The 23868-nt window shown below is 75.5% G+C and carries 19 protein-coding genes and 1 riboswitch; of the genes, 7 read left to right on the top strand and 12 right to left on the bottom strand.

From position 1 onward, the window contains the following. Positions 1-98: 98 nt before the first annotated feature. Positions 99-319, bottom strand: a riboswitch (cobalamin riboswitch). Positions 320-482: 163 nt separating this feature from the next. The 3 genes from ACFWIC_RS21330 to ACFWIC_RS21320 form a co-directional block, all read right to left on the bottom strand. Beyond that, on the bottom strand, positions 483-1274 hold the full coding sequence (locus ACFWIC_RS21330; RefSeq protein ID WP_380519734.1) for an adenosylcobinamide amidohydrolase: 792 nt from the start codon (positions 1272-1274) through the stop codon (positions 483-485). A 225-nt stretch (positions 1275-1499) separates the two neighbouring features. Then, the gene (locus ACFWIC_RS21325; RefSeq protein ID WP_380519733.1) at positions 1500-3623 is read right to left on the bottom strand and encodes a glycerophosphodiester phosphodiesterase; all 2124 of its coding nucleotides are present in this window, start codon (positions 3621-3623) and stop codon (positions 1500-1502) included. A gap of 232 nt (positions 3624-3855) precedes the next feature. Then, positions 3856-4629, bottom strand: a complete 774-nt coding sequence (locus ACFWIC_RS21320; protein WP_380519732.1) for an SDR family NAD(P)-dependent oxidoreductase — start codon at positions 4627-4629, stop codon at positions 3856-3858. A 115-nt stretch (positions 4630-4744) separates the two neighbouring features. Between ACFWIC_RS21320 and ACFWIC_RS21315 the strand changes: the two genes are divergently transcribed. Then, entirely contained in the window at positions 4745-5584 is an 840-nt protein-coding gene (locus tag ACFWIC_RS21315) for a helix-turn-helix transcriptional regulator (protein WP_380359323.1), read from the top strand. Between the two features lie 80 nt (positions 5585-5664). Here ACFWIC_RS21315 and fabV read toward each other — a convergent pair whose 3' ends face one another. Next, the gene (gene fabV / locus ACFWIC_RS21310) at positions 5665-6870 is read right to left on the bottom strand and encodes an enoyl-[acyl-carrier-protein] reductase FabV (protein ID WP_355407676.1); all 1206 of its coding nucleotides are present in this window, start codon (positions 6868-6870) and stop codon (positions 5665-5667) included. Between the two features lie 380 nt (positions 6871-7250). Between fabV and ACFWIC_RS21305 the strand changes: the two genes are divergently transcribed. From ACFWIC_RS21305 to ACFWIC_RS21295, 3 genes are all read left to right on the top strand, one after another. Further along, on the top strand, positions 7251-7880 hold the full coding sequence (locus ACFWIC_RS21305; protein ID WP_380519731.1) for a TetR/AcrR family transcriptional regulator: 630 nt from the start codon (positions 7251-7253) through the stop codon (positions 7878-7880). Positions 7881-8060: 180 nt separating this feature from the next. Beyond that, complete coding sequence (locus ACFWIC_RS21300) at positions 8061-9809, top strand: SDR family oxidoreductase (protein WP_380519730.1); 1749 nt, start codon at positions 8061-8063, stop codon at positions 9807-9809. Between the two features lie 182 nt (positions 9810-9991). Further along, a complete protein-coding gene (locus tag ACFWIC_RS21295) occupies positions 9992-10345 on the top strand; it encodes a VOC family protein (protein ID WP_355407670.1) in 354 nt (117 codons plus the stop codon). Between the two features lie 71 nt (positions 10346-10416). Here ACFWIC_RS21295 and ACFWIC_RS21290 read toward each other — a convergent pair whose 3' ends face one another. The 5 genes from ACFWIC_RS21290 to ACFWIC_RS21270 all read right to left on the bottom strand — a co-directional run bounded on the left by ACFWIC_RS21290 (position 10417) and on the right by ACFWIC_RS21270 (position 17624). Next, positions 10417-11025 carry a class I SAM-dependent methyltransferase gene (locus ACFWIC_RS21290; protein WP_380519729.1) on the bottom strand — a complete coding sequence of 203 codons (609 nt, stop codon included), beginning with the start codon at positions 11023-11025 and terminating at the stop codon, positions 10417-10419. A gap of 217 nt (positions 11026-11242) precedes the next feature. Beyond that, positions 11243-11482 (bottom strand): hypothetical protein, encoded by a 240-nt coding sequence (locus tag ACFWIC_RS21285; RefSeq protein ID WP_380519728.1) that lies wholly within the window; start codon positions 11480-11482, stop codon positions 11243-11245. Positions 11483-12743: 1261 nt separating this feature from the next. After that, positions 12744-14825: an acyltransferase family protein gene (locus ACFWIC_RS21280; RefSeq protein WP_380519727.1), complete on the bottom strand. Its 2082-nt coding sequence runs from the start codon at positions 14823-14825 to the stop codon at positions 12744-12746. A 302-nt stretch (positions 14826-15127) separates the two neighbouring features. Further along, positions 15128-16867: a cellulose synthase catalytic subunit gene (locus ACFWIC_RS21275; RefSeq protein ID WP_355406216.1), complete on the bottom strand. Its 1740-nt coding sequence runs from the start codon at positions 16865-16867 to the stop codon at positions 15128-15130. 187 nt (positions 16868-17054) lie between these two features. Continuing rightward, positions 17055-17624 (bottom strand): GNAT family N-acetyltransferase, encoded by a 570-nt coding sequence (locus tag ACFWIC_RS21270; RefSeq protein WP_355406218.1) that lies wholly within the window; start codon positions 17622-17624, stop codon positions 17055-17057. A gap of 262 nt (positions 17625-17886) precedes the next feature. On the opposite strand from ACFWIC_RS21270, the gene aroA reads away from it, so the two are divergent. Both aroA and ACFWIC_RS21260 read left to right on the top strand, forming a co-directional pair. Continuing rightward, positions 17887-19131: a 3-phosphoshikimate 1-carboxyvinyltransferase gene (gene aroA / locus ACFWIC_RS21265; protein WP_329948022.1), complete on the top strand. Its 1245-nt coding sequence runs from the start codon at positions 17887-17889 to the stop codon at positions 19129-19131. 420 nt (positions 19132-19551) lie between these two features. Beyond that, positions 19552-19992 carry a hypothetical protein gene (locus ACFWIC_RS21260; RefSeq protein WP_380519726.1) on the top strand — a complete coding sequence of 147 codons (441 nt, stop codon included), beginning with the start codon at positions 19552-19554 and terminating at the stop codon, positions 19990-19992. A 152-nt stretch (positions 19993-20144) separates the two neighbouring features. Here the strand turns inward: ACFWIC_RS21260 and ACFWIC_RS21255 are convergent, their stop codons facing one another. The 3 genes from ACFWIC_RS21255 to ACFWIC_RS21245 form a co-directional block, all read right to left on the bottom strand. Beyond that, positions 20145-21176 (bottom strand): hypothetical protein, encoded by a 1032-nt coding sequence (locus ACFWIC_RS21255; RefSeq protein WP_380519725.1) that lies wholly within the window; start codon positions 21174-21176, stop codon positions 20145-20147. A 4-nt stretch (positions 21177-21180) separates the two neighbouring features. Further along, positions 21181-22446 carry a YcaO-like family protein gene (locus ACFWIC_RS21250; protein ID WP_380359302.1) on the bottom strand — a complete coding sequence of 422 codons (1266 nt, stop codon included), beginning with the start codon at positions 22444-22446 and terminating at the stop codon, positions 21181-21183. Between the two features lie 95 nt (positions 22447-22541). After that, positions 22542-22676 carry a hypothetical protein gene (locus ACFWIC_RS21245; RefSeq protein ID WP_355406226.1) on the bottom strand — a complete coding sequence of 45 codons (135 nt, stop codon included), beginning with the start codon at positions 22674-22676 and terminating at the stop codon, positions 22542-22544. 158 nt (positions 22677-22834) lie between these two features. Here ACFWIC_RS21245 and ACFWIC_RS21240 point away from each other — a divergent pair, with 158 nt between their 5' ends. Then, a complete protein-coding gene (locus ACFWIC_RS21240; RefSeq protein ID WP_380519724.1) occupies positions 22835-23803 on the top strand; it encodes an AraC family transcriptional regulator in 969 nt (322 codons plus the stop codon). The last annotated feature ends 65 nt before the right edge of the window (positions 23804-23868 follow it).

The raw sequence follows: 23868 nt of genomic DNA, 5'->3' as shown, positions 1-23868 counted from the left end.
CGAACCGGGCGGGACCGCGTGCGCACGAGAAGCGCCGGATCCGCCTGGTATGTACGCCGACCCGCCCACGAGGTCACCGGGATGTCCGCGCGCGAACGGGTCGCGTGCGGGCAACGGGCAGGTCTTCGGACTCGTGGACACGCCCGCCCGAAAGGGCGGACACCTACTGGCCGTCGCTTCCCAGACCCGACCGGGCCCAGTGCGTATGACGGCGGTCGTTCCCACTCACCGCTGCGGGGCAGTCCCGGATTCCCACCGGGTTCCCTCTTACGACGCGCCTGCCTGGTGGGCAGGGCGAACCAGCTGCCCGCCCAGCTTAGGGCGAATCCGGTACCGGGAGAACACAAGGACACCTGGACGTCCACATCCTGAGACGCCGCCAGGGCCCCGGACGGGCGGCGGAGGGCCGGACGGGACAGGACAGGACCGGCCGGTGCGGGTGCCGGCCCGCCGTCCCGGAACCCCGCGCCCCGGCCGTGCCGCTACTCGTCGGAGAGCACGAAGGTCCGACCGCACCCGGGCGTGGACCGCAGGTGACCGGGCACGGGTCCCCGGACGCGGCCGGCCCGGTCGCGCTCGGCGCCCAGCACGACGGCCGCGTGGACGGCGCGGGCGGCGCGGGATCCCCAGCGGGACCGGGGGCCGCCGAACGGCTCCGCCTCCCGGCCGGGACCGGTCCGCCGCACCGCCACGCAGACCGCGTCCGACGGCGTCCCCGAGCAGTCGTACCCGGCTTCGAGCAGCGCCTGGACCTTGGCCTCCGTCACGGTGGCCACGAGGTTGACGGCGGCCGCGTCCGAGAGGGCCACCGGAACGACGACCACGATGTTGATCGTGCCGGGAACGAGCGCGTCGCCGGGCGCGGCGCCGTCGGCGGGCGCCGACGCCCAGGTCGGCACGCCGATTCCGGTCGTCACCACCGCGGTGACGCCGTGGTCGCGGGCCCAGGTGAAGGCGTCCACCCGGGCGGCGGTCATCAGCCCGACGCCCGGACCCCGCAGCCCCAGGTCCTCCGCCAGCTCGGCCAGGTGCCGGTCCGGGTCCGTCCTGCCGTACCCGGCCCGGACCTGGGCGTTGACCAGCCACTCCCGCTCGCCCAGGCCGCCGCCCAGCACGGCGCTGCTGAGCATCCGCCAGCCGGGTCCGGCCCGCCACACCAGGAGATGGCGGCACTCACCGTCCTCCGGGCGGCCGGACCGCTCGATCACCACGGGGTCGCCGAAGACCCCGTCGTCCACTCCGGGAGGGCCCGCCTGCTGCTGCGGGATTGCCATGAACGATCCACCTTCGGGCACGTGGGTGAGCGGCCGACCGGCCAGGCGATCAATCCTAGGCACAGGGCGACGCCGCACGGATCGACGGAGCCCCCGGCGGACGCCGGACCCCGTGCCGGGCGAGCGGGCACGGGGTCCGGCGGTCGGTGCGCCGGTGCCGGTCGTGCGCCGGTGCCGGTCGTGCGGCCGACGCGGTCGGTTCGGCCGGGGTGCGCCGGGGTGCGGTCAGCCGTTGGCGGGGGGCGTACCGCCGAGGGCGAGGGCGTCGGCGGCGATCAGCCGGGCCCGGTCGGCGGGGACGGTCCGGCCTGACTGGTTCTCGGCCCACCGGGCGAGCGGCCCGTACTGGCCCTGGCCGAGCATCACGGTCAGGGTGGCGACGGCGTTGCGGTCCGCCCCCGAGGTGAGGACCAGCGAGGCCAGACCGGTCGGCGTGGCCGCGACGGTGAACTCGGCCGTCGTCTCGGCCCGCCCGCCGGGGCCGGTCGCCTCCGCCCGCAGGGTGTGCCGGCCGAGCGCGAGCGCCGTGGTGTCGAGCGCGGTGCCCGGCGTGAGCTCGGCACCGTCCAGGGTCAGCCGAACGGAGTCGGCGCCGCGCGCCTGCACCGCGGTGACCGGCTGCTGGGCACGGTCCAGGGCGGCCCCGGCGGCCGGGGAGGTGATCGCCACGGTGGGTGCGGCGGGCGGCGCGACGGCGCCGGCCTGCTGCCAGGCGGCGTTCCAGCCGGCGAGCTCCGCCGGACGGTTGGTGATGATGCCGTCGACGCCGGCGGCCTCCAGCGCCTTCCACCGGGCGGCCGCGTCGACCGTCCAGACGTTGACCGCGACGCCGGCCGCGTGCAGGTCCTTCACCACGCCGAGCCGGGCGGAGACGGCGCCGTCCGAGGGGTTGTAGGCGGCCAGGCCGAGCTCCCTGGAGATCGCCACCGGGTCGGCGTCGAGGGTGCTGCGCAGCAGGCCGAGCGGCAACTCCGGTGCCAGCTCGCGGGTGTGCCGCAGGGCGTCCACCTCGAAGCTCTGGACGAGGACGCGGCCCGCCATCCCGTGGTCGCGCACCTCCTTGACGATCCGGGCGACCTCGTCGCGGCTGTGCCGGCCCTTGATCTCCAGCAGCAGGTTGCCGCCACGGGTGCGCAGATCCTCCAACTGCGCCGCGAGCGTGGGCACCCGGGCACCCGCGTAGGCCGGGCCGAACCGGGAACCGGCGTCCAGCGCGTCCAGTTGGGCGGAGGTCAGGTCGCGGATCCGCCCCTGGCCGTCGGTGGTGCGGTCCACCGTGTCGTCGTGGAGGATGTACGGCACGCCGTCCTTGCTGGGCTGGACGTCGTTCTCGATCCACTCGGCGCCACCGCGCCGGGCGACCTCGTCCGAGACCAGGGTGTTCTCCGGTGCCGCGGAGGAGGCGCCGCGGTGGGCGAAGACGGTGAGCGGGGAGCCCGCCGGCCGGAGCAGGCCGCCCGGGGCGAGCGCGGTCACCCTGAGGTCGTCGAACGACACCTTCGCGCCGTTGACGACGAGCGCCTGGCCGCCGTCGGCGCTGCGGGCGACCTGGGTGGTGCGGGCGGCCTCCCGGCCGTCGAAGATCCAGCGGGCGGTGGTGCCGTGCACCTCGACGGCGATCCGCACGTCGCGGCCGGTGCCGGCGGCGACCGGGGCGGCGGCGGTGTCGGTGACGAGCCAGCTGTTGGCGGTGGTCCGCCGGGCGAACTCCAGGCCGTTGGCGGCGGTGGTGCCGGTCCGCACGGTGGCGATCGACCACGGGGTGGCGCCGCTCGCCGGGACGTCCAGGCCGAGCGCCGCCCAGCGGGCGTTGTCCACGACGGACTCGAAGCGGGCGGTCGCCTCGATGCGGAAGTCGTCGAGGTGGCGGCCGAAGGTGATCCGGCTCTGCTGGCCGGAGTTGGCGGAGGTGCCGACCAGCCGGCCGTTCGCCACCTTCCAGTCGCCCTCCACGGCGGTCCAGCCGGCGGGGAGTGAGGTGCCGGAGAAGCTCTCGGTCACCACGACGTCACCGGGGGCGGGGGCCGCGGCGGCAGCGGCGAGGCCGGGGGACCCGGCGGGGTCGTCGGGGGACCCGGGGCCGGACGCGGCGGGGCCGGAGGTGGCGGCGGGCGGCTCGGCGGAGGCGGCGTTCGGGGCGCTCAGCGCGACGGTGCCCAGGCCCAGCGCGGACGCGACGAGGGCGGCGAGCACGGCGGTGTGCCGGCCCGCGCTCGACCGGAGGTCGCGCCGGTCGTCGGCCGAGGTGCCGGGGCGGTTGCCCGGGCGGCCGCCGGGGCGGTTGCCGGGACGGGCGGCGGGTGACGCGGCGGACGGGCTGCCGGAGCTGACGTGGTGACTCTGTGTCATGCCCGGCACGCTAGGGGACGCTCCCCGAACCGGAAGCCACTTCCCCGGGAACCGTTCGTGACCATTGCGAAACTCCACGCCGCACGGCCGTACCTCACCGAACCCGCCGACCGGACCGGCGCGTTGTCCTCGCCGAGTCCTCGGTCCCGCCCCGGCGGTAGCGGGTCCGCGGCGTGCTCCCGGACGGCGGGGGCGAGCGCGGCGACGCGCCGTCGGGCACCGTCCGCACGCCTCAGACGAAGGACCGGGTCGCCGTGATGCCGCCGTCGACGGGGAGCGTCACCCCGGTCACGTACGAGGACCGGTCGCTGAGCAGCCAGGCCGCGGCCTGGGCGACCTCGGTGGCGCTCGCCGGGCGGCCGAGCGGGGTGAAGCGGGCGACGGCCTCGCCGAAGGCCGGCCCGGCGGTGAACAGCGGTTCGGCGGACGGCGTCCGGACCACCCCGGGCGCGATCGCGTTGGTCCGGACGCCGTGCCGGGCGTAGTCGGTGGTGGCCGCCTTCACCAGACCGGCGAGCCCGTGCTTGGCCGCCTGCTGGGTGCCGTCCCCGAACCCGCCCACCAGGCCGCCGACCCCGCTGCACAGCACGATCGAGCCGCCCCGGCCGCCCGCGAGCATCGCCCGGAGCTGGGCCCGCAGGCAGAGCCAGGTGCCGCGGAGGTTGACGGCGTGGACGGCGTCCCAGTCCTCCTCGGTCCGCTCGGCGAGCGGGGCGGGCATCGGGCCCGAGCCCGCGTTGTCGAAGGCGGCGTCGAGCCGGCCGAAGGAGTCCAGCGCGACCTGTACCGGCCGCTCGGCCCCTTCGGCCGTGGAGATGTCCGCGGCGACGGCCACCGCGTCGGCGCCGCGCGCCCGCAGCCGGGCCGCCAGCGCCTCGACCTCGGAGCCGGTGCGGGCGGCCAGGACGAGCAACGCGCCCTCCGCCGCGAACAGTTCGGCGGCTGCCGCGCCGATGCCCCGGCCCGCGCCGGTGATGATCGTGACCTTCCGGTCGAGAAGTCCCATGCCGGGAGCATCCCTCGGCGGGACGGGCGGCGGCAGCGGCCGGATCGTCCTGGGCCCGGGAGCCCGGGTCTGCCGGGTCCTGGATACGGCTGCCGGGCTGTGGCAGCGTGGGACCATGCCCGACACTCCGTTCAGCGCGTTCCTGCGGGCCCGCCGCCAGGGCCTGGATCCCTCCGACGCCGGGCTGCCGGTCGGACCGCGCCGCCGCACGCCGGGCCTGCGCCGGGAGGAGGTCGCCGTCCGGGCGGGCATCTCGACGGACTACTACGCCAGGCTGGAGCAGGGCCGCCAGCGGCTGCCGACCGGCCCGGTGCTGGACGGCATCGCCGCGGCCCTGCTGCTCACCGAACCCGAACGGGACCACCTGCACCGGCTGGCCCACCGACGGTCCGCGCCGGCGACCGCCGCCGTGAACGGCCCGGCGACCGTCGACGCGACCGCCCGGAGCCTGCTCGCCTCCCTCGACCGCTCGCCCGCCTTCGTCACCGGGCCCCGGTTCGACCTGCTCGCCTGGAATCCCTGCGCCGCCGCGCTGATGGCCGATCCGGCCTCCCGGCCCGCCCTCGAACGCAACCTCCTCTGGCAGGTGTTCTGCTGCCCGCACGGCGCCGCCCAGCGGGCCAACCACGCCCCCACCGGCTCCATCGGCGCGGACCTGGTCGCCGGGCTGCGCGCCCAGCACGCGGACCGCCCGGACGACCGCGAGCTGACGGCCCTGGTCACCCGGCTCTCCGCCCGCAGTCCGCAGTTCGCCGCCCTGTGGGCCCGCCACCGGGCCGCCCCGCCCCGCCAGGGCCGCCTCGCGCTGCGCCACCCCGCACTGGACACCGGCGTGCTCGACTACACCGCCCTCGCCCTCCCCGCGAGCGGCCACCACCTCTTCGTCTACCTCCCGCCCGCCGGCCGCCGCACCCCGGACCCCTTCCGCCGCCTGCACCCGGCGGCCTCCCGCTAGCGCCCATGCCCGGGCGCCGGGCGGGCGCCGACCGGGCGTCAGAGGCCGGGCGTCAGAGGCCGGGCGTCAGAGGCCGGACGTCAGACGCCGGACGACGGGGAGGCGGGCCACGGGACGGCGGTCTCGGCCTCGGCCTCGTAGTCGACGCCGGGAACGTCCCAGCCGTAGAGCCGGCCGACCTGCTCGCGGAACCAGCCGGTGTCCGCACGGGTGTCCATGGTCTCGGCGTCGATCCGGTCCCACATGGCGCGGACGGCGGTCTGCACCCGGGGGTTCATCTCCCAGTCGTCCAGCCGGATGCGGTCCTGGTCGTCCAGGTCGGGTTCGGCGTCGCCGGAGAGGCGGCTCCACAGCTCCGCTGCCTGGTCGACGGTGGTCTGCCAGCCGTCCCCGGTGACGCGGTGGAGGATGCTGGTGTAGAGCGCGATGCTCGGGATCGCGGTGGAGGCCTGGGTGACGGCCGCGCCGGCGACGACGGTGTAGGCGTGACCCGCGCCGTCGAGACGGGTGTTGAGGGTGCGGGCGGTGTCCTCCAGGTGCTGCTTGGCGGCGCCGATGGTCCCGGCCCGGTAGACGGGGGCCGTGATGTCCGACCCGACGTACGAGAGCGCGACGGTCCGGAAGCCGTCGGCCAGCAGGCCCCTGGACTGCAGGGCGTCGACCCACAGCTGCCAGTCGGCGCCGCCCATGACCTGCACGGTCGCGTCGCGCTCGGCCTCGTCGGCGATCTGGAGGTGCAGCTCGCCGATCCGCGGGGTGCCGTCCTCGAACACGAGCGTCTTGGCCCGGTAGTCGCTGCCGAGCGGCTTGATGACGGAGTGGTGGACCTCGCCGGTCACCGGGTCGGTGCGACGCGGGGCCGCGACGCTGTAGATGAGCAGGTCGACCTTGCCGAAGCGGGCGGCGATCCGGTCGGCGGCCTCCTCCTTGACCCCGTCGGAGAACGCGTCGCCGTTGAGGAAGGTGAAGTCGGCGCCGGCCTCGGCCGCGAGTTCGGCCGTCCGGGCGGTGCGGTACCAGCCCGCGCCGGCGGTGCGGCGCTCGGTCGCGGGGGCCTCGAAGGCGATGCCGAGTCCGCGCATCCGGTGGGCGCGCAGGCCGACCAGGGTCGCGGCCAGCCCGTACCCCGCGCTGGAGCCGATGACGAGGGCGACCGGGCCGGGACGGTCGTCGGCAGGCTCCGGAATCTGCTGCCACAGGTGGTCGACCACCGTGCTGCAGCCGGTCGGGTGGCTGTTGACGTAGAGGTACCCGCGGTTGCCGGGCTTGATCGTGCGGAGGGTCACTCGTGGGGTCCTTCGGGTGCGGGGACGCGGTCGCCGCGGCAGGAACACCTGCGCGCACGGCGGACGTCGGCGACGGTTTCCGGCTGGCCGGTGGCCGGCGTCGTCGGGACGACGACGCCGAACGTGCCCTCCGGGGCGGTGACCGGGCGGGGCCGTCCGTACCCCCGGGGCTCGCTCCGGTCGGGCCCTGCTCACATCCTGGGCGAGCCCGGCCCGGCCCGTGATGGTGATCTTCACCAGAAGTGCCCGCGGATTCTTGTCGGTGTGCCATCCGTTCGCCCCGCCGCCCTCCCCCGTCCTCGACCGGGCCGGAGCCACCGCAACCGGCACCGCCGGATGGCCCCGTCGACAAAATATGCAGACCGGTCTATTGTTTCCGCATGGGAGTCAAAGGCGAGGAGACCCGCGCCCGGCTGATCGCCGGCACGCGCGGCCTGATCGAGGCACAGGGCTACTTCGGCACCGGCCTCAACCAGATCGTGACGGAGAGCGGCGCACCGCGCGGATCGCTCTACTTCCACTTCCCGGAGGGCAAGGACCAGCTGGTGACCGCCGCCCTGATCCAGGCCGGCCAGGAGGTCGAGGAGCTGCTCGCCTCCCTCGCCCGCGAGGGCTCCGACGCGGCGACCGTCGTCGCCGGGCTGGCGCGGGCCTTCGCCGACCGTCTCGCCCGGTCCGAGTACACCAAGGGCTGCCCGATCGCCACCGTCGGACTGGAGATCGCCGGCAGCAACGAGGCGCTCCGCCAGGTCTGCGTCGAGGTGTACGCGAGCTGGCAGCGCGTCCTGACCGAGCGTCTGACCGCCGAGGGGTTCGACCCCGCCGAGGCGGACGTCGCCGCAGGCCAGGCGCTCGCCCTGCTGGAGGGCGCGGTCCTGCTGGCCCGCGTCCGCCGCTCCCCCGAACCGCTGACCGCCGCGACGCACGCCGTCCGCCACCTGCTCGACGTGAAGGCCGCGCAGGCCACGCAGGCCACCCGCGAAAGCCCGGCCTCGCAGCGGACCGGCTGAGCACGGGTGGGCGCCGGCCTCGGCGCCCACCCGCCCCCGGCGGCAGATCCCCACCGCGCACCCGGACACACCCCCGGGCACGGTTCGCCCTCCACCACCACCGCATCCATGCCCAAAAAATATGCAGACCGGTCTACAGAATCAGGTCGACCGGACCGGACCACCGAAGAGGAGAGCACCATGACCACCACGCCCCGCCCGCAGCCCCGGCAGCCGGACGCCTTCCCCGACGACCGGCCACCGCCGCACACCCTGGTCCTGGGCGCCACCGGCTTCCTCGGCCGCTGGCTGCTCCTCGAACTCCTGGGCCGGGGAGAGCCGGTGGCCGCCGGCGTCCGCACCGGCCCCGGCTCACCGCGTGACCGCGAACTCCGCGCCTGGCTGCGGGCGCACGGCGCCGACGACGGCGCCCTCACCACCGTCACCGCCGACCTCACCCGCCCCGGACTCGGGCTGTCGCCCGCCGACGACGCCCGGCTCGCCGCCGTCCGTGACGTCCACAACCTCGCCGCCCTCTACCGCTTCGGCCTCGACCGTGCCGAGGCGCACGCCGCCAACGTGGAGGGCGCACTCACCGCACTCCACTGGGCGGCGGGCCGGCCGCAGCTCCGGCGCCTGGTCCACCTCTCCGGGTACCGGGTCGGCCGCGACAGCGCGCCCCGCCACCCCCTCCCGCCCGCCGAGACCGACACCCTCTACGCCCGGCTCGGGGCGTACGAGGCGTCCAAGCACCTCGGCGACGCCGCCGTCCGCGTCACGGCCGCCGAGCTCGGCGTTCCGCTCACCACGGTGAACCCCAGCAGCGTGATCGGACACTCGGAGACCGGCGAGGCCGGGCAGTACCTGGGCCTGGCGGACCTGGTCCGCCAGCTCTGGTCCGGCCGCCTCCCCCTGCTGCCCGGGACGGCCCGGACCTTCCTCCCGGTGGTCGCGATCGACCACCTGGCCCGATTCCTCGCCGTCGTCCCGGAGTTCGACGACGGACCGGCCCACTCCCACACCGTCCTCGACCCCGCCACCCCACCGCTGCCCGAACTGATCGCCCTGATCGCCCGGCACCTGGACGTCCCGGCGCCCCGGGGGCTCGTCCCGGTCGGCCTGGTACGGCGACTGCCCCGCGCCCTCACCGGCGCCGACCCGGAGACCCTGTCCTTCCTCGTCGAGGACGGCTACGACACCGCCTCCGCCGACCGGCTCGCCCGGGCTGCCGGACTCCACCACCCCCCGGTGGACGACCTGTTGCGCCGCTGGGCCGACCGCCTGGTCGCCGACGGCTTCGGGGCCGCACCCACCGGCCACGGCCCCGGCGGCCCGGCGGGCGGGTTCGCGGACGTCGCCGGCGGACGCACCTACCTCGACGGCGACCGCCGGACACCGCGCTACGTCCTGCTCCCCGGGCCGGGCGCGGACACCGCCGCCTGGACGGACGCCACCGGCCGGCTCGACGCCCCCGCACTCACCGCCGACCTCCCCGGGCTCGGCCGCTCCGCCCCCACGGCCGCCCCCGACGCCGACTGGCTCGCGGCCCTGCTCGACCCGGTCCGCTCACGCCCCGTGCTGGTGACCCACGCCGCCGTCGCCGCACCGGCGTTGCGCTACGCCGCCGCCCACCCCGACCGCGTCGGCGGCCTGCTCGTGGTGACCGCCGACGCCACCGGCCCCGACCGCCCCGGCGGCACCGACCGGTCCGGCGGCGCCACTCCTGCCGCCGCACCCGCGTTCCACCGTCCCGGCGCCGCCCGCCGCGCGGCCCGACGCCTCCGCGAGGCCCGACGGCGCTCCCGCCGGGCGGAGTTGAGCGGGCTGATCGACGCCTGCCCCGTCCCCGTCCGGCTCGTCGCACCCGGGGCGCAGACGCCCCGGACGGCGGCCCCGCACACCGGCGGTGACCCTTCGGACCTCACCAGGGCGGCCTCGGCCTGGTCGTAGCGCCGCCCGGCCCCGCCGGCCCGCACCCGCCGCCGCCCCGCTCCCGCCCGGTCGCCCGGTCGCCCGGATCGTCCCGGCGGTCGGCCGGACCGCCCGCCCGACCACACCTGCCTACGCGTACGGGGTGCGCGCCACACGTGTGGTGCCGGTCCGGCCGGTCGCCGTCCTGGCAGGATGGCGGCATGGAACACGTACGGGGAATTGGCGGATACTTCCTGCGGGCCGCGGACCCGGCGGCCCTCAACGCCTGGTACCGCGACCACCTGGGCCTGGACGCCGACGCGCACGGCCTGTGGCATCAGGAAACCGGGCCGACGGTGTTCGCGACGTTCGAGTCCGGGACCGACTACTTCGGGTCCCGCGGCCAGCGGACCATGCTCAACTTCCGCGTCCGCGACCTGGACGCGATGCTCGCGCAGTTGCGCGCCGGAGGGGCGGACGTGGCCGAGGAGACCCAGGACATGGAGGGTGTCGGTCGATTCGGCTGGGTCACCGATCCCGAGGGCAACCGGGTCGAGCTGTGGCAGCCCGCCTGAAAACCCGTGTCCGGGCCCCGCGCCGTCCCGCCGTCGTCCCTTCGCCACGGCCAGGACCGCGCCGCGCGAGGTCAGGCCGGGCCGTTCCGGAGGGCGAGTACCGTCCACCGGACGTCCGGCCGGCCGTGCAGGTCGGCGCGTCCGGTGCGCAGGAGCAGGTCCAGGCCCCGGGTGCGGGCGAGTTCGACCGTTTCGTCGGCGGACACGTCGAACATCCGCCTCCCCGGCGGGACCGGGCCGTGTCGCAGGGTGAGGAAGAGGCGACCGGCCGGGGCGAGCAGTCCGGCGAGGGCCTCCATCGCCGGGGGTCGTTCCTCGGCCGACAGATGCATCCACACGGCGGTCAGCAACACCGCGTCGAACCGGTCCTCCCCCGCGCCGAGCCGGGGGAGTCCGGGCAGCGCGTCGTCGACCCAGTGCACGCCGCTCCCGGCGTGCAGCCGTCGTCCGATCCGGCGCAGCTCCGTCGTCGGTTCGGCGGCGACCACCCGGTGTCCGAGCGCGGCCAGCGCGGCGGCGTCCCGTCCGGTGCCGGCGCCGACGTCCAGGACGGTGCCGGGTGACGCCGGGAGGAGGTGGAGCACCTCACGGTGGACTTCGGTGAAGGTCACGGCCTCGTACTGGAGGGCGAGTTGATCCGCCGCCTCGCCGTACCCGGCCGTACTCGTCGGTCCGCCCATCCGCCGCCTCCTCCCGTGAACCCGCTCGCCCGGAGCCGCTCCGCGCCTCCGGGGGCGTGCGGCGGGCCGACCCGCCGACCGGCGGTCCCTCGGCGGACGACGTGTCAACGGGCTCCGCTCCGGGGGGCGTCGTACCGGCGGACCGCGTCGGCGGAGCGTCCGGAGTCCGCGGTCAACGGGCGGCGTCAACTGTACAGGGCAGCGGCCACTCCCCCGGTCAGGCCTCACCGGGGTGCCAGGCGGGCCATTCCCAGGGGCGGTCGCTCCACCGGACGCGGACGGCGTCGTGGGGGTCGAGGTCCGGGAAGAGCTGACGGATCCGTGGTTCGAACTCCTCCGGGGCCAGGGGTTCCCAGCCGTGGCCCTCGAAGCGGACCAGCCGGTAGCGGCTGTCGGTGCGGAAGTCGGCGATCTCGACCAGGGGCTTCGTCGCGCCGGACGTACTGATGGTTTTCATGCCCCCCAGCATGTGGCTGACCTGGGGTGACCGCACCCGGGGCACGGCAGGCAGCGTACGCCCCGGAGGACCCCGCGCGCCGCGACAACCCTCGTCCGGGTCATGTCCCCTCGTCGGCGCACTCGTTGGGTACGGCGAGCGGGTGGTCGGCGCCGTACGGGCTCGGTCCCGTACGGCCCGGCGCCGGCGGGGGTCACCGCTCGTCGACGGGCAGGCGAGGCTGCGACGGCAGGAGGACGAGGACATGGGCGGACAACCGGCAGGCGGCGGACGTCCCGCGGGTGGCGGGCAGTGGCAGTGGCCGGAGCAGAGGTGGCAGCCTCCACCGGTGCCGGCCCCGCCACCCGCCGTGCCCCCACCGCCCGCGGCGGCCCCGGCGGGAACGGGTGCGACCGGTGGGGCGGGTGCGACCGGTGGGGTCACGCCGGACCGGCGGCCCCGCTGGGCCTGGGTGGCGGGCGCCGCGGGGATCGCCGCCGGGTTGGCGGCCGTCCTGACGATGTGCGGGCCCGGGTCAGGTGACGAGTCGTCCGGGGTGGTGGCGTTCCCGGCGTCGCCGACGCCGACGCCCTCCGCCTCGGTCCCGCCGGTGCCGGATCTGCTGCCGGTCCCGGCGCCCTCGCCACTGCCCGCCCCGACCGCGGCCGAGAACAGACCGCCGACGGCCGCCCAGGGTCCCGGGCTCGCCGGGAACGGCGCCTCCCCGGCCGCTCCGGGGGCGGGGAGCGACCGTGCCGCGACGACCCGTCCGAAGCCGGGTGGGAGCCGGACCCCGCGCCCGGTACCCACCCGCTCCGCCGGAGCTCCGGGCGCGGGCGCCACGTCGGCGGAGACGCCGGCGGCCGGGCCTGCCCCGGCGCCCGGCCCCGACGCGGGCGCTCCTCCGGCGGGTGCGGCGCCGGCCGCCGCGCCGGGGTCGATCTGCGACCAGGCCGAGCGGTTCGGCCGCTGGCCGGCCGGTTCGGAGCAGGCCCGGCTCTGCCACAGCATCTACGGCTGAGGCGGGCGCGGCGGGACCGACGGCTCTCCCGGGGCCGGCCGCGGGGCCTGTGTCGGAGCCGTGTGCAAGGTCCCGTTCAGGGCCCCTGTGTCGGGGCACGTGCCAGGGCCTGCGCCGTCGGGGCGCAGGCGCTGCACCGCGGAACGGCTCGGCCGCCGCCCGTCGCTGCCCGGCGGCCCCGCACCGATCGGTCCTCCGCCGGTCCGTACGGGGCCGGACCGTACGGGGCCGATCCGTTCGGGGCCGGTCAGCCGCGCCTGTTCAACTCCGGCCGGCCAGCAGCGCCTGGTCCAGGCGCGGGGCGAGGACGCGGGCCAGCGTGTCGGTGATGTGGCCGGTGTCGCGGTAGAGGATCACTCCCTCCAGCACGGACGGGCAGTCGAGGCCGGTGCCCGGGCAGAGCAGCGGACCGAGGTCGAGGACACTGACGCCGTACCGCCCGGCCAGACCGCCGTCGATCAGCGGGTCGCGCTCGAAGGCCGACTCGCGCGGGAAGAAGCAGGCGTCCGAACGGCCGTCGGAGGCGGCCAGGCAGGTGGGGATGTCCTTGCCCGGCATCGGCGTGTCACCCAGGTAGGCGAGCGGTGTGCCGAGGGCCGACAGCCGGTCGAGGGTGCGGGTCCAGCCCTCGGTGCGCTCGTCCTGGCCGCCGTACCGGTTGAGGCCGGCCATCAGGACGAGGCGCGGCTTGGGGCCGACGGCCAGCCGGGTGAGGGTGTTCTCGCGCCAGCGGTCGCACTCCTCGAAGGTGCGGCCGAGGACGTTGTTCCGCACGGTCAGCGTGGCCAGCGGGCAGCCCGGCTTGACCAGCACCTCCAGTGCCCAGTGCCGCTGGTCGGCCATGGCGAGGGCCGCGGAGATCCACTGTCCGGCGTGCGAGTCGCCGATCAGGACGATCCGGTCCGGGCTGGACTCGGTGCCGAACAGGCAGCGCGGGCTGTTCTCCGCGGCGAGCGGGATCTCGCAGCCCTTGCCCGGCGGGAAGTCCTCCCGGGCGCGGGCCAGCGAGGGGGTGAGGGCGAGGACCCTGATCCCGGGGGCCAGCAGGCCCGGGCCGTCCACGGCGCCGGCCGGTGCGACGGCGGGCGCGTTCGGGTCACCGAGTGCCCGGACGGTCCCACCGCCCAGGGTGAGACCGGCGATCAGCGGGATGATCAGGGCGCTGGCGCCGACCGCGAGCCCGCGGCGCGGGGCCGGGCTGCTGCCGTACCGCAGCGGCTGTTCGACCAGGCGCATCGTGAGCCAGGCCGGCAGGGCGCTCGCCGCCGTGAGCAGGACCAGGGTGGTCCACGGGAGGGCGCCGTAGCGGGCCTGGGCGATGATCAGGACCGGCCAGTGCCAGAGGTACCAGGCGTAGGAGAGGCGGCCGGCGGCACGCAGCGGCCGGGTGGCGAGCAGCCGGCCGGCGTCGGTGGGGCCGAGCGCACGGTGGGCCGGGCCGGCCAGCAGGACGGCGGCGGTGCCGAGGACGGGCAGCAGGGCGGCGCTGCCGGGGAACGGCGTGTTGCGGTCGTACCGGAAGACCGCGATCACGACGGCCGCGGCGCCGGCCCAGCCGAGGACGCGCAGCACCCAGCCCCCGAGGCGCGTGCCGGGTCCGCCGCGCCCGAGGCGGGCGGTGAGCGCCGGCGCGGCCAGCGCGGCGCACGCGCCGGCGGCGAACTCCCAGAGACGGCTCGCGGTGGAGAAGTAGCCGAGCGGCGCGGAGCCGGCCGTCCACCGGATGCAGAGCAGCAGGGAGACGCCGCCGATGGCGAGGGTGGCGACGGAGATCGCGGCGGTGCGGCGGCGGCCGACCAGGTAGCGGGCGAGGCCGAGCAGCAGGACGCCCCAGAGCAGGTAGAACTGGTTCTCCACCCCGAGCGACCAGAAGTGCTGGAGCGGGCTCGGGTCGCGCTCGGCCGCGAGGTAGTCGGTCTGCTGGCCGACGAACCGCCAGTTGGCGAACTGTCCGGCGGAGGCGATCAGGTCACGGGCCAGGTCGGTGCCGCGCAGCGGGTCGAGCAGCGCGCCCCCGGCGAGGGCGGTGGCGACCAGGACGACGGCCGCCGCGGGCAGGATGCGGCGGGCCCGGCGGGACGCGAAGTCCCACAGGCCGATCGGGCGGGCGAGCAGCAGGCCGGTGATCAGGAAGCCGGAGATGACGAAGAAGACGTCGACACCGACGTAGCCGCCGGTGAAGGCGGGCACGGTCGCGTGGAAGGCGAGGACGGAGAGCACGGCGACGCCGCGCAGTCCTTCGATGTCGGGGCGGAAGGCCGCCCGCGTCCGGGGCCGGTCGGCCGGTCCGGTGGTCGCGGGTCCGGCGCGGTGGGCCGGTTCGACGGCCGACCCGGTGGCCACGGACCCCGCGGACGCGATGACCGCGGTGCCGGAGGTGTCGGCGGGCGGCCCGGGTACGAGAACGACGGGGACAAGTTCGTTGCTGACGGCGGACGGTGACGTTGCGTCATCCGAAAGGGCGGCGCGAGACGGCTCGGCGCCCGGTGGTACGGCCGTGGGCACGGCGGTGCTCCTTGCAGGGCTGGCAGCGGTGGTCGGGGCCGCCGGGCCGATGGGGCGGCCGGGCGGCGAGTCCGCGCCGGTGGGGCGACGCGCAAGGAAGAGGGGGAAGTCGGTTCGAGCAGATGTTCTCTGACGGCAGGTCAGAAGATGAGCGGGTCGGCCCAGCCGGACGCCAGCAGGCCGCAGAGCAGCAGCACGGCGGTGACGGCGACCGACTCGGCCCGGCCGAAGCGCAGTTCGGCGGCGGAGCCCGGGGTCGGGTCGTCCGCGGGGCGTGCGAGGTCCGCGACGGTGGCGTCGTTGCCACCCCGGAGCAGCGGCCAGAGGGCCCTGATCAGCGGAACCATGGTGTACGTGGTCAGTGCGAGCAGGCCGGCGAGCGCCCAGTACGGCTGCCAGCCGTACAGGGAGACGGCCCGGGCGAGCCCGGCCGCGCCGGCCACGATGACGAAGCCGAGCCAGCCGACACCGATCCGGGCGACGGCCCGGGCCAGCGAGGTGCCGCCCGAGACGGCGCCGGTGGGCACCCACTCGGCGCTGCGGCGTCGCAGCGCGTGCGCGATGGCGACCACGTGGCAGAGCCCGCCCAGGAGTTGGACCCGGGTGACCTCGAAGCGCCAGCGGGTGCGGGACATCGCGGGCAGCAGCACGAGCGAGACCCAGATCGGCGGCAGGAAGGGGAGGACCTGCCAGGGGGCGATCTCGTCGGGCCGGAAGAACAGCATGATCAGCGCCGGCAGCGGGACGGCGAAGACGTTCACCGCGCTGGTGAGGTAGCCGAGTATGCCGTTCCAGAAGCAGAGCCGGGCCGAGCGGGGCAGCGGGCCGCGCCGGAAGTCGGGGTCTCCGACCAGCGCGAGCGAGCCGAGGCACCAGCGGTACTGCTGGCTGATGAACGCGGGCAGGCCGGTGGGCGACATGCCCTTGGCGAGCAGGGCGGGCACGTACCGGGTGGTCCACCCGGCGCGGGCGAGCGAGAGGCCGGTGTAGAGGTCCTCGCTGTGGTCGATCTCGGCGAAGCCGCCGACGCGTTCGAGGGAGGCGCGCCGGTAGAGCGCGTTGGTACCGCAGCAGACGGTGCCGTCCTGGGCGTCCCGGGAGGGCTGGATCCAGCGGTAGAAGATCTCCTGGGTGGCTCCGGCCGCGCGCTCCAGCCAGGACATCCCGGGATCGGTGTCGAAGCACTGCGGGCTCTGCACGATGCCGACGTTCGGGTCGTCGAGGTACGGCACGAGGTGCTGCAGGAAGTCCGGGCGCGGGCAGAAGTCGGCGTCGAGGACGGCGATGATGTCGCCGGTCCCCTCGGCCAGGCCGTGGTTGAGGTTGCCGGCCTTCTTGAAGCGGCCCCGGTCCGGGCGGGCGCGGTACTCGAAGCCGTAGGACTCGGCGAGTTCGCGCACCTCGGGCCGGTTCGCGTCGTCGAGGACCAGGACGGTGAGTGCGCCGGGCCAGCGGACGGCTGCGGTGTGCCGGTAGGCGTTGTCCAGGACGGCGAGCGGTTCGCCGGCGGTGGGCAGCAGCAGGTCGACGCCGGGGTGGTGCGCGGGGCTCCAGGCCCGGACCAGCAGGTCGTGCGAGTCACGGGTGAAGCGGCGGGAACGCTGGCCGTCGGCGATGGAGAGCAGCCAGGTCGCGGCGTTGAGCACGGTGAGTGCGAGGAACGGCCAGAGCAGCGGCCGGCTGAGCGCGAAGAGGCCCAGCGTGGCGGTGGCACCGGCGTAGGAGAGGGTCGCGCAGAGCAGGACCCATCGGCGCTGCGGTCCGAAGTACCAGTAGAGCTCCTGGTCGTCGGGCGGATCTGGCAGCCGAGACGGTCCGTCGCCGGGCCGGTCGCCGGATATTCGGCGGGCACGGCGCGGATCCGTGTCGGTTGCGGACATGGCGTCGCCATGGAGTACGGGCATGCGGAAATGGCCCCCCTGGGCTGGGACGGAACGTGACCGTGCGTCGCCAGCCTCTCACAATGGCCTAGACCAATCGTTAACGAGGTATGACATCCCAGCATCACCGCAGGTCAGGACTTTGACGGCATGTCAGATTCGTGCACGTCCTGACGAAATGTCATCATTACCGGACGGTAAGCGCCTTGACCAGCTTCTCGAAGCGCAGGTCGGAGCGGAGCGGGATCCCGAACCGCTCGTCGCCGTACGGGAAGGGGGAGTAGACGCCCGTGCGGTGGAATCCCCGGCGCTCGTACCAGGCGATCAGGTCGGCCCGCTGCTCGATCACCGTCATCTCCAGCTCGGCGGCCCCCCACTCCCCTGCCGCGAACCGCTCGGCCTCCCCGAGCACGGCCCGTCCGACGCCGCCGCCCTGACGGCCGGGACGCACCGAGAACATGCCGAAGTAGGCGTGCTCGCCCCGGCGCTCCAACTGGCAGCAGGCGAGCAGTTCGCCGTCCCGCTCGGCGAGCAGCACCACGCCGTCGGGGTGGGTGACGGCCGCGGTGACACCCTCCGCGTCGGTGCGCTGGCCCTCCAGCAGGTCGGCCTCGGTGGTCCAGCCGGCCCGGCTGGAGTCGCCCCGGTAGGCGGACTCGACCAGCTCGACGAGAGCGGCGACGTCCGCCGTGGTCGCGGGGCGGAAGGTGAGGCGGTCGGCCGCGGTCTCGGCGGCCTCTCGGGTGGTCTCGGGCACGAGGTTCCTCGTCTCACGGTGGCCCGGGCGGTGACCCGGGCGGGCAGCGGCCGTTCGGGCCGATCCCTGGCATCGTGCCACAGCCCGGCCGGGCCCCGACCTGCGCGGAACGCCGGCCGTCCCCTCCACCTGTCCGCCCACCGGTCCGCCCACCGACTCGTCCACCGGTCCGTCCACCACCCGGACGGTCCGCCCGGCCGCCGCGCGCCCTCGGGCAGGATGGCCGGGACACCCGTCGGACCGCCCGCGCCCAGGAGGCCCCATGACCGTCGTCGAGATCCCCGGTTCCAAGTCGGTGACCGCGAGAGCGCTCTTCCTCGCGGCCGCCGCCGACGGCAGCACCACGCTGCTCCGCCCGCTGGTCTCCGACGACACCGACGGCTTCGCGGAGGGCCTGCGCGCCCTCGGCTACGGACTCACCCGCGAGACCGACCGATGGCTGATCGAGGGCCGCCCGCAGGGCCCCGCCAACGACGCCGAGGTCTACTGCCGCGACGGGGCGACCACCGCCCGCTTCCTGCCGGTCCTCGCCGCCGCCGGGCACGGCGACTTCCGGTTCGACGCCTCCGCCCAGATGCGCCGCCGTCCGCTCGGCCCGCTCACCGAGGCCCTGCGCACCCTCGGGGTGGCGCTCGTGCACGAGGGGGCCGAGGGCCACCACCCGCTGCGGATCACCGCCGCCGGGGTCCGGGGCGGCGACATCACCCTGGACGCGGGCCTCTCCTCGCAGTACCTGACCGCGCTGCTGCTGCTCGGGCCGCTCACCGAGCAGGGGCTGCGGATCACCGTCACCGACCTCGTCTCGGCGCCGTACGTCGAGATCACGATCGCCATGATGCGGACCTTCGGCGCCACCGTGACCCGTACCGGGAACGTCTTCGAGGTCGCGCCCGGCGGCTACCGGGCGACCACCTACCCGATCGAGCCGGACGCCTCCACCTCCAGCTACTTCTTCGCGGCAGCCGCCCTCACCGGCCACCGGCTCACCGTGCCCGGGCTGGGCCGCGACGCGCTCCAGGGCGACCTGCGGTTCGTCGACGTGCTGGCCCGGATGGGCGCGCGGGTCGACGTCAGCGCCGAGCGGGTCACCGTCGAGGGCCCGGCGGACGGCCGGCTCGGCGGGCTGACCGTCGACATGCGGGACATCTCCGACACCATGCCGACCCTGGCCGCCATCGCGCCGTTCGCCGCCGGACCGGTCCGGATCGAGAACGTCGCCAACACCCGGATCAAGGAGTGCGACCGGCTGGAGGCGTGCGCCGGGAACCTCCGCCGGCTCGGCATCGACGTCGCCACCGGCCACGACTGGATCGAGATCCGGCCGGGCACGCCCCGCGCCACCGAGCTCGCCAGCCACGGCGACCACCGGATGGTGATGTCCTTCTCCGTCACCGGCCTGCGCACGCCCGGCATCACCTTCGACGACCCCGGCTGCGTGCGGAAGACCTTCCCGGGTTTCCACGAGGCGTTCGCGCAGCTGCGCGACGGGTGGGCGGCCACCGTCTGACCCGACCCGCACCGGCCCGCGCCGGCCCGAGCGAGCCGGCTCGGGCCGGTGCGGTGCAGGTACGGCGCAGGTGGGTACGGGTCGGCACTGCTCCGCGCGGCGCACGGCGCGAGGCGTGCGAGCCGGGCGCGCGACGTCCGGCATACGGCAGAATTCGACGGGAATATCTCCTTCCGGACCGCATGCTTTTCCCGGCGAAAACACGGCCGGAGAACCGTTCGACGTCAACGGTGAATCGTTTCTCCCCGCCTGTCACTCCCGCCCCGTCCGGACGGCCGGAATTCCGTTCCGGAACGGCCGCCGCCGGTCACCACCCGAGAATTCTCCCTTGACGGCCGGAACTCCCGACGGGACTATTTCCGGGGCTGCGCCCCGGCGGCGCGGTACACACCTCGCAGTATCGTGAACGGAGGACGAACAGTGGACCAGCTGAACGAATCCGGGATCCCCTCGAAGCATCGGGACGGGCGGCGGACCTTCCTGCTCGGCGCGCTCGGCGCCACCGCAGTGGGCCTCGCCGGAACCGTGGGCACGGGCCGGGCGAGCGCCGCCCCGGCCCCCGGACCGGCGAAAATCCGGAGCACGCAGAACAACTGGCGTTTCTGTCAGAAGTGTTTCGTCATGTTCTTCTGGGGCTATCCCACCGACGGCGTCTGCCCCTCCGGCGGCGCCCACAGCGCCCAGGGCTACAACTTCGTCCTGCCGTACGACGTACCGGAAACGCCCACCGCCCAGCGCAACTGGCGATTCTGCCAGAAATGCTTCTCCATGTTCTTCTGGGGCTATCCCACCGACGGCGTCTGCCCCTCCGGCGGCGCCCACAGCGCCCAGGGCTACAACTTCGTCCTCCCGCACAGCTGACGCTCCCGCACGAGGCCGGGCACGACCGGCCCGGCCTCGTGCCGCACCGCACACCGCCCGTCGCGCACCTGCTCGCCGGCCGGGCGGCCACGAGGCTCGGGATCACCCCTGTCCCGTCGGCGCTCCCGGTGCCGACCCGGCCGACGGCCCGGTCAGGGCGGCGGAGCGGCGTGGGGGCGAACGGCGGCGCCCCTGCGACCGGTGCCGTCGGTGAGGTCCAGAGCGTGCCCGGTCCAGGTGCGGAAGGTCCGCGCGCCGAGGCGTTCGTAGAAGCCGCCGGTCGCCATGGCGTTGGTGGAGTCGACGTCCATGACGGCCCACCGGTAGCCGCGGTCCTTCGCGCGGGCCAGCGCGTGGGTGAACACCGTCCGGTACAGGCCGCGTCCGTGCAGGTCGGTGCGGGTGCCGGCGTTGGCGAGGTACAACTCGCGTTCCCGCCCCGCGTCGGCGAGTTCGGTGGCCAGCAGGTAGCAGAGGATCTCCCGGCCGTCGGCGGAGAGCAGGAGGAGGGAGGAATCGGGGCGGAAGTAGGGACTCCCGGTCACCGAATGACGCCACGTCGCGGGCGTCATCGGGACGCTGCCCGGATTGCGGGCGAAGATCTCGTTGCGGGCCGCCAGCAGCAGCGCGTCGTGGCGTTCCTCGAACGGCACCAGTACGGTCCCGGGCGGCAGCACCGGCGCGCCGTCCACCCCGGCGGACGGCGCGGACGGCGCGTGCTCTGCCAGGTCGATCCGCATGCCCCGGTAGCCTCGCACCCGCCGGTAGCCCGCGGCGTCGAGCGCCTCGGCGAGCCACCGCTGGTGGCCGTGCGTCCGGGCGTGGAGCTCCAGCGGTGTGCCGCCGAACCTCTCCCGGTGCCGGCGGGCCGCGGTGCGGCGGCATCCGTCGAGCAGGTGCGCGATGACGCCCGGGGTCCGGTGGGCGGGATGCACCACGACGTCGAGGGTCATCTCGTGGACGGGGTCCGCGTGTTCGCGCACCCGCGTGACGGCGTACGCCACCGGCTCCGGTCCGGCCCAGGCGGAGGCCGTACCGGCGGCCAGGTCGATGCCCGAAGCCGCCCAGCCGTCGAGGACGTCCTGTTCGTCGCGCAGGTCACCGGTGCGGTCCGTCCGTTCGCAGACCGCCAGCAGCCCCGCCACCCGGGGCGCGTCGCGGTGGGCGAGCGGCCGCCACCGCACCGGCTCATCCACCGCGGACCGCCGCAAGTCCGCGCTCGCCGGGCACCACGACCTGGCCGTCGGTGACCAGCATGAACCGCTCCAGACCGGGCACCAGCACGTTGACCACCGCGAGGTCCGGCGTCACGTGGTGGTCGCGCCGGTAGACGGGGAAGCCGTGGTCCTTCAGGCGGCCCAGGAGCCGGTCGAGGTGCCCGCCCGGGGTGTCGGGCGCCGTGGTCGCCTCGAAGGGCCGGACCTCGGCCGAGGCCAGGGCGGCGGTGAAGTCCGACAGGTAGCAGGCGTGCAGCGCCGGGTAGGGTCCGGTGTCGTCGCGCTGCTCGGGCAGCAGGTGCGCGTACTGCTCGCGCAGGCCCATGGTGCTGTGCAGCTGGACGAGTTCGCTCACCGCCCGGGAGATCGCGTACTCGCGGGACAGCGACGCCCCCCAGCCGCAGACCCGCGCGGGCTGCCCCGGGGGCGCGCTCTGGTAGGCCGCGTACGCCGGCACGTCCAGGTCGGTGGTCATGTCGATCAGGTGCACCGGCCGGCCGGTGCGGGCGGTGGCGAAGCCGAGGAGCGGGACGAGGCCCGGGGGCAGCGTCGCCGGGTCGACCACGGCCGGACGGCGTGCGGGTGTGCGCAGGAAGCAGCCGATCAGCAGCATGGACAGCGCGTCCCGCTCGATCAGTTCGTTGATCGCGTGCACCGCGGCCTCGACCGGATCGACCCCGGCGGCCCAGCCGTTGTTGACCGAGTAGCGGCCCACCGACCGGTAGTCGTAGGTGTCACCGGCCTGCCGGCGCAGGCCCTCCCCCGCCGGGCGCAGGTACTCGGGCATGGAGAGGAAGAGCGGGACGTCGACGTCCGGACCGCCGTCGGGCGAGCGGTAGGGCAGACACCCCAACAGGCCGTCGGGTGCCTGGGCGAGCAGCGCGGCGGCGATGTCCCGCCCGAGCGGACCACCCGCGACGTCATGGGCGGAGGCCAACCGGATCCGCGCGCCGTCGAGTCCGTCCACCCCGCTGAGCTGGTGCTCCAGCGCCTCGAACAGCGCTCCCGTCCGGGCCTCCGCCCGGCTGCCCTTGCCCAGCCCCAGTCCGGTGCGCAGCGGTACGCCGCCGCGCCGCAGGACGCAGCGCCACGTCCCGGGGCTGCCGTCGAGGACCGGCGCCAGATCGGCCTCCAGCCCCAGGTCGGCGATCGCGGCGGCGGCCCTCGCGAACGCCTGCTGCGGAGTGAGGCTGCGCTCCCCTGACTGGGGAGGAGCGGTGTGCGTGGTGGTGGTCACGACCGTCCCGTCTGCTGGGCGGGGGCGCGGTCCGCGACGGCCGGCGTACGACCGTCACGGACCGGCACCCTCGGGCCTGTTGGCTTCGAACCGTGTCAGCCCTCGTCCGTGGACTCGCCCGGCTCGCTCTGGCCGCCGCCCTTCAGGAGTTCGGCGATGACGCTCTTCTCGGCCGCCGAGAGGACGACCTCGTCCGGGTGGAACTTGTCGCGGTCCTGGAATCCGCCCATGGGAACTACCTCCTGGAACTCGTCGGCCGGCCACCGGTCGGCGGCCGGGCCCGGGTCGCGCGGCACGGAGTACGCACACGTCCCACCACTCATGGTGACGATCCGGCGACGACGTGTGAATGCTTGCCCGTCCGCGCGACTTGCGCGAGAGTCCGCTCATGGATGCACCGCTGTCCGCGCCCGCCCCCGGCCGTTCGGTCTGGGGGGACCCCCTCGCCGAAGCCCTCGAACTCACCGGCGTCCGCTGCGTCCTGTCGCGCGGCCTCACGGCGGCAGGCGCCTGGGCGCTGGCCTTTCCCGCGCCGGGCCGACTCAAGGTCCAGGCCGTGCTGCAGGGAACCGTCTGGTTGGTGGTGGAGGGTGTCGAGCGACCCGTACGCCTCGAAGCGGGTGCGATGGCCGTCCTCTCCGGCGACCGCCCGTACACCCTCGCGAGTGATCCGGCAGTACCGGCGGTTGACGCACTGCCCCTCCTCAGGGCCTGCGCCGAGCCCTTCCTCCACACCGGGGACGACGGCCGGGACGCCGTCACCATCGGCGGCCACATGGAACTCGACAGCACCGCGAAGGACCTGCTGCTCGGCGCGCTCCCGCCCGTGATGCACGTCAGCGCCGCGACGGCCGAAGCCCCCACCGCCTGCTGGCTCATGGACCAGACGCTGCGCGAGCTGGCCGCCGACCGCCCCGGCGCCTCCTTCGCCGCCGGCCACCTCGCGCCGCTGGTCCTCGTCCAGGTCCTGCGCGCCTTCCTCGCCGATGCGGACGCCGGTTCCTGCCCGACGGGCTGGCTGCGCGCCCTGGCGGACGAACGCATCGCGCCCGCCCTGCGGCTGATGCACGGCGACCCGGCCCGGCCCTGGACACTCGCCGAACTGGCCCGGGCGGCCGCGATGTCCCGCACCAGCTTCGCCAAGCGCTTCAAGGACGTGGCGGGTGTCCCCCCGCTGGCCTATCTCCGCCGCTGGCGGATGCACCGGGCCGAGCACGCCCTTCGACGCGCGGACACCCCCCTGTCGGTCATCGCCTCCGCCCTCGGGTACGGCTCCGAGAGCGCCTTCAGCAATGCCTTCAAACGCACCACCGGCCTGTCCCCGCGCCACTACCGGGAGACGGTCCGCTCCGCGTGAACCGACGAGCCGCCGGGTCGCCCCACGCGCCCCGCTGCCGCGCCGCCGTCGCTCGCTCCGCCGGA

The sequence above is a fragment of the Kitasatospora sp. NPDC127035 genome (genome assembly GCF_042726075.1).
Taxonomy (GTDB): Bacteria; Actinomycetota; Actinomycetes; order Streptomycetales; family Streptomycetaceae; genus Kitasatospora.
The sequence above is the reverse complement of the archived record's forward strand: the minus strand, read 5'-3'. Positions and strand labels throughout refer to the sequence as shown.